Origin of the sequence: Micromonospora qiuiae (genome assembly GCF_016863555.1) — a bacterium.
GTDB classification, from domain to species: domain Bacteria; phylum Actinomycetota; class Actinomycetes; order Mycobacteriales; family Micromonosporaceae; genus Micromonospora; species Micromonospora qiuiae.
Map to the genome: position 1 here is coordinate 187,718 of NZ_BOPC01000004.1, position 8,714 is coordinate 196,431.

Consider the following 8,714-nt stretch of genomic DNA (forward strand, 5'->3'; position numbering starts at 1 on the left):
GTGAACGATGCCGAACAAGCCATTCCCGACGGGCCGGCCGGTGTCGCCATCATCGGCATGTCATGCATCTTCCCGGCCGCCCCGGATGTGGACACTTACTGGAGCAACATTCTGCGCAAGGTCGACGCGGTGACCGATCCCCCGCCGCAGGCCTGGGACAGCGGCATCTACTACGATCCCGACTTCGGCGACGAGGACAAGGTGTACTGCCGGCGCGGAGGCTACCTGGGGCCGCTCGCGTCGTTCGACCCGCTGGCGTACGGCGTACCGCCGGTGGCGGTGGGCGGGGAGCCGGACCAGTGGCTGGCGCTGCGACTGGCGCGCGACGCGCTGGCTGACGCGGGCTGCACCGACCTGCCGGCGAGCGTGCGGCACCGGACCGCAGTCGTGCTGGGCAAGGGCACCTACCTCAACGGCGGCAACGCCACGGCCGTCCAGCGTGGTCTCATCGTCGGTCAGACCGTCGAGCTGTTCCGTCAGCTGCACCCCGGCTGTTCGGCCGAGTGGTTGCAGCGGCTTCGCCGGGAGCTGCAACGGGTCCTGCCGCCCCTGGGGTCGGACGTCGTACCGGGGCTGATTCCCAACATCATCGTGGGCCGGATCGCCAACCAGCTGGACTTCATGGGGCCCACCTACACGGTCGACGCGGCCTGCGCCTCCTCCCTGGTGGCGGTCCAGTTGGCGATGCGGGACCTGCTCGCCGGCGAGTGCGATCTGGCGGTGGCCGGCGGATCGCAGGTGTGGATGCCGGTCCCCGTGCTCAACGTGTTCTGCCGCCTCGGCGCGCTGTCGCCAACCGAGCGGATCCTGCCGTTCGACGAGGACGCGGACGGCACGCTGCTCGGCGAGGGCATCGGCATGCTGGTCCTCAAGCGGGTCACCGACGCGGTGCGCGACGGTGACCGGATCTACGCCGTGATCCGGGCTGTGGGGGTGGCCAGCGACGGGCATGCGGTCGGCGTCATGGCGCCCCGGGCCGAGGGCGAGGAGCTGGCCCTGCGCCGGGCGTACGAGCAGGCCGGCGTCGATCCCCACACGGTGGGTCTGCTCGAGGCGCACGGCACCGCCACCCCCGTGGGCGACGCGGTCGAGATGGAGGCGCTGCGGCGGGTCTTCGGGCACCGGGGGGACGGGCCGCCCTGGTGCGCCCTGGGCTCGGTCAAGTCCATGATCAGCCACACCATCCCGGCCGCCGGGGTAGCGAGCCTGATCAAGGTCGCGCTGGCGCTGCACCAGAAGGTGCTGCCGCCCACGCTGTGCCGCACACCCAACCCGAAGCTGGGCCTGGACGACAGCCCGTTCTACCTCAACACGGAGACGCGACCGTGGGTGCACGGCGGGCCCCATCCCCGGCGCGCCGGGGTCAACGCCTTCGGCTTCGGCGGCATCAACGCGCACGCCGTGCTGGAGGAGGCGCCGGGCGAGGCTGACCCGGTGCGGCTGCCGGCCTGGGACAGCGAGGTGTGCGTCCTGGAGAGTGACTCGCCGCGCGGGTTGGCGCAGCTCGCCACCCGGCTGGCCGAAACGCTCACCGGTACGGCGCCGTACACCCTCACCGACCTCGCCTACTCGTTGAGCACCCGCCTGGGCCGGGTGGAGCAGCCGCTGCGGCTGGCCGTCGTCGCCACGTCGCTGACCGATCTGGCCGGCAAGCTGACGAAGGCGACCCGACGGCTGACCGAGCCGGACTGCCGGCGCATCCGGACGGTGACCGGCACCTACTTCGCGGCGGATCCGCAGGCCCGCGCCGGCACGCTCGCCTTCCTCTTTCCCGGCGAGGGCGCCCAGTACGCCGGGATGCTGGCCGACCTGTGCCTGAACTTCCCTCAGGTGCGGGAGGTCTTCGACCGGGTCGACCGCCGGCACTGGGGCGCGTCGGGTGGCGACCGGCCGAGCGACCACATCTTCCCCCGCCCCGTCTTCTCGACGGCCGACCGGGCCGCCGCCGACGCCCGCCTCAACGACATGGACACCGCCGTCGACGTGGTCCTCGCCGCCAACGCGGCCCTGCTGGTGCTCGCCCGCGAGTTGGGGCTGCGGCCCGACGGCGGTTGCCTGGGACACAGCTCGGGCGAGTACTCCGCGGCGGCCGCTGCCGGGGTCCTCGCGGTGCACGACGAGACTCGGCTGGGTCGCTTCGGCGCGCGGCTACGCGCTCTCTCCGCCGAGGCGCGGGCTCGCGGGGAACTGCCGCACGCGGTGTTGCTGGCGGTCGCCGCCGATCGCGACCGCGCGGGGCAGTTCGCCCGCGAGGCGGGTGGACTGCACCTGGCCATGGACAACTGCCCGCACCAGGTGGTGCTGGTGGGCGACCGGGCCGCAGCCGACCGGGCCCGGGAGTTGGCCACGAGGGCCGGGGTGCTCTGCGACGAGCTGCCCTACGACCGGGCGGTGCACACTCCCCGCTTCGCCTCGTACGCGGCCGGGCTGCGCACCGTCGTCGCGGACATGGAGATTGCCCCGGCGCAGGTGCCGCTGTACTCGGGTGCCACGGCGGCGCACTACCCGGCCGACCCGGACGAGGTGCGCCGGCTGCTCGTGGAGCAGTGGGTCCGTCCGGTCGAGTTCCGGCGCGCGGTGGAGCGGCTGCACGCCGACGGGGCACGGATCTTCGTCGAGGTGGGACCGCGCGGCAACCTCACCTCGTTCGTCGAGGACATCCTGCGCGGCCGCCCGTTCTGCGCGGTGCCGGCGGACCTGCCGCGCCGCACGGGCACTACCCAACTCAACCATCTCGTCGGGCTCCTCGCCGCCGAAGGGGTGGCGGTGGACCCGTCGATCCTCTACGCCCGTCGGAGACCCCGGCTGGTCGACCCCACCGCGCCCGATCTGCCTTCGGTCACGGGGCGCCCCAGCGCGGTGGTGCCGCTGGCGACGGGCTGGCCGATGCTCCGGCTCTCCGCCGACGCGCTCACCGCGCTCGCCGACGCCGCCGGTCCCCCGCCGACGCCGGGACCGGCCGCACCGGCACCGGCGCAGCCCGAGCCCGCATCGGCGCCGGCGCTGCCCGAGCCCGCGCCGGCGACTCCGGCGTTGGCACCCGGTGCCGGGACCGCGCCGCCCCTGCCGGCGAGGTCGGCGCCAGCGCCCGGTCCCAGGATCCCGCCGCCACTGTCGGCGGCCTCGGCGTCGGACGCGGTGATGTCCGACCACCTGGCCACCATGCGGCGGTTCCTCTCCGTCAGCGAGCACGTGGTGCGGGCCTGGCTGGGCGATTCGGCGCAGGCCGGCACCGGGCGACAGTGGCGGCTGCTCGGTACGCCGGTGCGGTGGTCGCCCGGCCGGGAACTTGTCGCCCGGCGGGCGGTGGACCCGACGCGCGACGAGTACCTGCGCGATCACGCCCTGGGGGGCGCTGTGTCCGTGCTCGATCCCGACCTGCGCGGCCTGGCTGCCATGCCGCTGACGATGAGCCTGGAGATCCTCGCCGAGGCGGCCGCCCGCCTGGTGCCTGGGCACACCCTGGTGGGCCTGCGCGACGTGCGGGCCCACCACTGGCTGGCCTGGGACGACCGGCCGCAGACGCTGGAGGTGAGCGCGCGCCGCCTGGCACCGAGCCAGGGTCGCGAGCGGGTCGAGGTGCAGCTGCGCAGCCTCGCCGGTGACGCGTCGCGTACCGTGCCCGCCGTCGCGGGCACCGTGCTGTTCGGCGTACGCCATCCGCAGCCGCCGCTGACGACGGACCCGTCGCCGGAGGCCACCCGGTCGCGGTGGCGGGCCGACCAGCTCTACACCGACGGCATGTTCCACGGTGCCTGCTGGCAGGGCGTCGCAGCGATGGAGCTGACCGGCCGGCACGGCTCGACGGCACGGCTGCGGGTGCTCCCCCTCGACCGGCTGCTGCCCGACGCTCCGAACCATCCGTTCCTCCTCGACCCGGTGGTGCTGGACGCCGCCGGTCAGGTCATCGGCTTCTGGGCGGCGGAACAGCTCGACACCGCGGCGGTGGTCTTCCCGTACGAGGTGGGCGGGCTGGACGTGTTCGGTCCTCGCCCGCCGGTCGGCACTGAGCTACGGTGCACCGCCCGCACGGAGTTGGTCGGCGACCGGGTGGTCCGCTCCGACATCGACGTGAGCACCGCGCGGGGCGAGGTGTGGCTGCGCCTGACCGGGTGGGCGGACCGCCGTTTCGACCTGCCGTCCGAGCTGCGTCCCCTGCTCCTGCCGCCGGAACGGGCCGGGCTGTCCCAGCCGTGGTCGTCGCCCGGGCTCGCCGACGACACCGCCGTGGTCTGCCGGCGCGTTTCAGCCGCGCTTCCCGGCGATCGGGACTTCTGGCTCCGGGTCTGGGCGGCCCGGGTCCTCGCCCCGGCGGAACGCCGCCGATTCGCGGCGCTGCACCTGTCCGAGAGCGGGCGTATCGAATGGCTCGCCGGCCGGACCGCGGCCAAGGAGGGCGTGGCGCAGCTGCTGGCCGACAGGTTCGGCATCCGGCTTCTGCCGGCCGACATCGAGGTGGCGACGGATTCCCGGGGCCGCCCGCTCGTGCGCGGGGGCTGGCAGGAACACGTGCCGGCGGTGCCGGTCGTGTCGATCGCCCATACCCCGGAGGGCGCGGTGGCGGTGGCCGCGCTGCCGGAGATCTCCCCCGGATCACCCACCGTTCCGCAGCACGCCGAAAGGGAGTCCGATGTCCGCTGACCCGAGCATCCTCGCCGACGTCATCGCCCTCGTGGGGGAACTGGCCGGCGACTGGGAGTACGACGACCCGATCACCCCCGACACCCGGTTCCTCGCCGACCTGGGTCTCGAGTCGTTGGATCTGGTCGTGCTGGGCACCGCGCTCCAGCATCGCCACGGGCCCCTGCCGTTCGCCGAGTTCCTCGCCGAGCTGGGCCGTCGTCCGGTCGACACCCGCGACGTCACCGTCATGGAACTGGTGGAGTTCCTCGGCGCGCACCAGCCGGTGTCGGCCCCGGGGGGTGCGCTCTGATGGTGCAGACGCTGCTGATCGGTCTGGACGGGGCCACCTTCACCGTCCTTGACCCGCTGATGCGTTCCGGTGTCATGCCCGCTCTGCGGGACCTGTCCCAGCGCGGGGTCCGCGCCCCGCTGCGCAGCGTGATGCCGCCGCTGACCCCACCCGGCTGGACGTCGCTGGTCACCGGGCAGCGGCCGGGCCGCCACGGCGTCTTCGACTTCTTCCGCAAGGAGTCCGCCGACGGCGAGTACTTCCGGCTCACCACCGCCCAGGATGTCGCCACACCCTCGATCTGGTCGTTGGCCAGCGCCCACGGCAGGAAAGTGGTGGCGCTGAACTTCCCGGTCATGTTCCCGCCACCGGCGGTGCACGGCTACGTGGTACCAGGCGGCTGGATGCCGTGGCGGCAGCTGCGCCTCGGCTGTCACCCGCCGGCTCTGTTCGACCAGCTCCGCGAGCTGCCGAGCTTCAACCCGCGAGAGCTGGCGCTGGACATGGCGCTGGAGGCGAAGACGGTGGAGGGCTGCCCCGACGACGAGTACGCGGACTGGGTGGACCTGCACGTCCGGCGCGAGCAGCGGTGGTTCGAGGTGGCGCGGCACCTGCTGACCCGTGAGCCGGCCGACCTGGTGGGCATCGTCTTCGACGGTGTGGACAAACTCCAGCACCTCTGCTGGCGCTTCCTCGACCCGGCCGCGCAGGCAACGCCGCAGGCCGGCTGGGGTGCGGACATCACGGCGCGCTGCCTGCGCTACTTCCGGGAGCTGGACGGCCACATCGCCGCGCTGGTCGACCTGGCCGGTCCCGAAGCCACCGTCATCCTGGCCTCGGATCACGGCTTCGGTCCGACCACCGAGATGTTCTACCTGAACGCCTGGCTGGCCCAGGCCGGCTATTTGAGCTGGGCCGACTGCGGCGGCCACGCGGACAGCGCCGCCCCGCGCGTCGGCTTCCACGACATGACCCGGCACGTCCAGTTGCTTGACTGGAACCGGACGCTCGCCTACGCCGCCACACCGAGCAGTCAGGGCATCCACATCGTCTCCCGGGAGCCGGGCACCGACCGGCCGCTGCCGGCGTCGCGTCGCCGGCAGATCCGCGACGATCTGGTCGCCGACCTGCGCGCCGCCCGGCATCCGGTCACGGGCAACCCCCTGGTCTCGCGCATCTGGACCGCCGCAGAGGCGTTCGCCGGGCCGTTCGAGAATCTGGCACCGGACGTCTCCATCGAGCTGTACGACGGTGTCGCGATCTCGATCCTGCGATCCGACACCGTGGTCCGGCCGCATCCACAGCCAAAGGGAAACCACCGGTGGGAGGGCGTCTTTCTCGCCTGTGGCCCGTCGATCCGCTCGGGGGTGACCGTGCCGGAGCTGCCGATCGTGGACGTCGCACCGCTGGTGCTGCACAGCCTGGGCGTGCCGGTGCCCGACGACCTGGACGGCCGACTGCCGGTGTCGGTGCTGGTGCCGGGCGCGGCCACGAAGCGTCCCGCGCCGCCCACCGCCCCGCTACCACCACCGCCACCGGCTCAGCCGGTGGCGACCACCGCGCCGACCGAGCCGGTCTACGACAGCGACTCGGAACTCGTGATCGTCTCGCGCCTACGGGCGCTCGGATATCTGGACTGAGGGAGGGATCACATGCCGAAGGTAACCCTTCCGAGCGGAGTCAGGCTGCACTACCAGCGGATCGGCTCGGGGCCCGACATGGTCATGGTGCATGGCCTCACCGGCAACCTCGCCGTCTGGCACCTGCGGATCGCGTCCCTGTTGATCGACCGCGCCCGACTGCTCACCTACGACCTGCGTGGCCACGGCTACAGCGACATGCCACCGTCCGGCTACTGCCTGGACCAGATGGCCGCCGACCTGCTCGACCTGCTGGACGCCCTCAACATCGAGCGGCCGTACGTCGTCGGGCACAGCTTCGGGGCGGACATCGCCCTCTACTTCGCTCACCACCATCCCGAGCGGGTACGCGCTGTAGTCGCCATCGAAGCCGTCCTGCCGGCCATGATGTACCTGCGGTCCGGGGACGACTGGCAGGGCTGGTCGGACTGGGCGGCCGTGCTGGAACAGTCCGGGCACCCCGTCCCGCCGGAGCGCCGCACCGACCTGGGCTACCTGCTGCGACTGAGCCTGAAGGTGCCCAAGCGGTGGGGACCGTTGCAGGGCCTGCCGCGCAACCCCGCGCCGTTCCTGCGGCTGCTGGACGAGACCACCATGGCGTCCGAGGTCGCACAGGTCGGCGGGCTGCCGGCAGAGGCCATCCCGGAGATCCGCAGCACCGTCACCCTGGTCTACTGCGAGGGCTCTGCCTTGCTGGGCACGTTCGACCATCTGCGCGAACGGCTTCCGGACGTGCACCCCGTGCTGCTGCCGCGCACCGAGTGGGGGCACTTCGGGCCGCTTGAGCAGCCGGACGAGGTGGCCCGGCACATCCTCGGCGCCCTCGGCCGCACCGAAGCGTCGACCACGACCGCGCAGGGCTGAGCCGTGAGCAGTCGAACTCGGCAGCGGATGGCGGGCCCGGTCCTGGTGACGGGCGCGTCCGGTGGACTGGGCCTGGAGACGGCCCTGTACCTGGCGGAGCAGGGGCTGCCGGTACACGCGACGGTGCGCGACGACGCCACCCGACAAGACGTCCTGCGCGCGGCGGCCGAGCGAAACGTCGGGCTGCGCGTCCTGCGCCTGGACCTGACCGATCCCGCAAGCATCGACCAGGCCGTACGCACGATGGTCGAGGAGGCGGGCGGAATCTACGCCCTGGTCAACAACGGCGGTGTCGGGCTGCGCGGCTGCCTGGAGGACCTGTCGGACCGCGAGGTCCGGCACCTGTTCGAGACGAACGTGCTCGGCACCCTGGCCGTGACCCGGGCGGTGCTGCCGCACATGCGCCTCGCGGGCCGGGGCCGGGTGGTGACGATCTCGTCCGTGGGCGGTCGGATCTCGTCCTTCGGCGTCGGGGCGTACTGCGCCAGCAAGTTCGCCCAGGAGGGACTCGGCGAAGCGCTGGCCCTGGAGGTGGCGCCGTTCGGCATCCGGTCGGTGCTCATCGAACCGGGGATCATCAAGACGACCCGGTGGACCACGAACCGGGGGATCGCGGCCGGCGCCCTGGATCCGGGCAGCCCGTACCGGGAGATGTTCGACGCCGCCGAGGAGGTGGCGGACCGGATCGTCGACCGGAGCCGCACGCGCCCCGTCGACGTGGCGAAGGCCGTGCACCGGGCGATCACCGCCGAGTACCCGAGGATGCGGTACGTCGTCGGCCGGCCGGCGTCCGTGGTGATCCGGATGCGCAGGTTCCTACCGGAACCGATCTTCGAACGTGTCTACTTCGGCCCGTTCCTGCGCCGGCTACGACAGGCGCGGACCGGCGCCGCCACACCACCGGCCGCCGGTCCACAGACCGGCAGCGCCGCACCACCGCCCGCCGATCCGCGGACCGGCACCCGAGGAGGAGGTGCCTGATGGCCCGCTTCCTGGTCACCTGCTGGCCGTTCGAGGGGCACGTGTTCCCGCAGCTGAGCATCGCCACGGCGCTGCGCGAGCGCGGCCACGAGGTGGCCTTCTACACCGGCGAGAAGGCCCGGCCCACGATCGAACAGGCCGGCTTCCCGGTCTTTGCCTTCAACCGGGTGCCGGCCGACCACTGGCAGGTCGTGCAGGACATGGAGCGGCGGCGCAACACCCGCCGCCAGTCGCGCCGGGTGGCGTACGAGGCGTTCCGGCACTGGTTGGTGGAGTCCATCCCGGACCAGGTGGCCGACCTGGAACCCGTGCTGCGG

The 8,714-nt window shown here is 72.9% G+C and carries 6 protein-coding genes; all 6 read left to right on the top strand.

Annotated elements, in window-relative coordinates; translation table 11 throughout:
* Positions 1 to 4,641, top strand: a complete 4,641-nt coding sequence (locus Vqi01_RS01910; RefSeq protein ID WP_204032363.1) for a type I polyketide synthase — start codon at positions 1 to 3, stop codon at positions 4,639 to 4,641.
* Positions 4,631 to 4,933: a phosphopantetheine-binding protein gene (locus Vqi01_RS01915; RefSeq protein WP_204032364.1), complete on the top strand. Its 303-nt coding sequence runs from the start codon at positions 4,631 to 4,633 to the stop codon at positions 4,931 to 4,933. Before Vqi01_RS01910 ends, Vqi01_RS01915 begins: the two co-directional genes overlap by 11 nt.
* Entirely contained in the window at positions 4,933 to 6,552 is a 1,620-nt protein-coding gene (locus Vqi01_RS01920; protein ID WP_204032370.1) for an alkaline phosphatase family protein, read from the top strand. Before Vqi01_RS01915 ends, Vqi01_RS01920 begins: the two co-directional genes overlap by 1 nt.
* Before the next feature lie 12 nt (positions 6,553 to 6,564).
* Complete coding sequence (locus tag Vqi01_RS01925) at positions 6,565 to 7,416, top strand: alpha/beta fold hydrolase (protein WP_204032372.1); 852 nt, start codon at positions 6,565 to 6,567, stop codon at positions 7,414 to 7,416.
* A gap of 3 nt (positions 7,417 to 7,419) precedes the next feature.
* On the top strand, positions 7,420 to 8,397 hold the full coding sequence (locus tag Vqi01_RS01930; RefSeq protein WP_204032374.1) for an SDR family oxidoreductase: 978 nt from the start codon (positions 7,420 to 7,422) through the stop codon (positions 8,395 to 8,397).
* Positions 8,397 to 8,714 (top strand): glycosyltransferase (locus Vqi01_RS01935; RefSeq protein ID WP_204032376.1); only part of this gene is annotated, 318 nt, incomplete at its 3' end. The genes Vqi01_RS01930 and Vqi01_RS01935, both read left to right, overlap by 1 nt.